1 tRNA gene and 1 rRNA gene are annotated in these 597 nt (G+C 40.9%); both read left to right on the top strand.

Annotated features, from left to right (window positions below):
- The first annotated feature begins 7 nt into the window (after positions 1-7).
- A tRNA-Ala gene (locus B7C41_RS19910) sits at positions 8-83 on the top strand.
- 406 nt (positions 84-489) lie between these two features.
- A 23S ribosomal RNA gene (locus B7C41_RS19905) occupies positions 490-597 on the top strand; the annotation flags it as partial.

The raw sequence follows: 597 nt of genomic DNA, 5'->3' as shown, positions 1-597 counted from the left end.
GATATAAGGGGCTATAGCTCAGCTGGGAGAGCGCCTGCCTTGCACGCAGGAGGTCAGCAGTTCGATCCTGCTTAGCTCCACCACTTCTTCAAAAGAATTGAATGACCAAACTTAAGGTATCCTTCTCGAATGAGAGTGATGATTTACGTTTGGTTTTTTAAACCAAGTTTTTAGCCGAATGTGTGCTAGATACTACTTCTTTAACAATCTGGAAAGCTGATATAAATACCGGTATTTATATGAATTAGAGCGTGTCGCGCGTTTCTTTTTATAATTATAAATACCAAGCTGTTGTTACTTCTTTTATCGGGAAGTGATGATGGTGATTATGGCTCCTCCTCGGAGACGTAATCAACCCGATAGTAGTTTACTACTATCAACTCTTATTCAAGACACACTTTGTGTGCGTGAAAATGTCAGACTTTACAATTGCATTGGTTTAGTCACCAGTGTGTACTTCGTATCTTTCGAGACTACTTAGGGTTGTATGGTTAAGTGACTAAGCGTATGTGGTGGATGCCTTGGCAGTTAGAGGCGATGAAGGACGTGTTAATCTGCGAAAAGCTTTGGTGAGGTGATAAAAACCGTTATAGCCAA

The sequence above is a fragment of the Cognaticolwellia mytili genome, from assembly GCF_002104475.1.
In the GTDB taxonomy this organism is placed as follows: Bacteria; Pseudomonadota; Gammaproteobacteria; order Enterobacterales; family Alteromonadaceae; genus Cognaticolwellia; species Cognaticolwellia mytili.
This window is presented reverse-complemented; position numbering and strand designations above follow the sequence as displayed.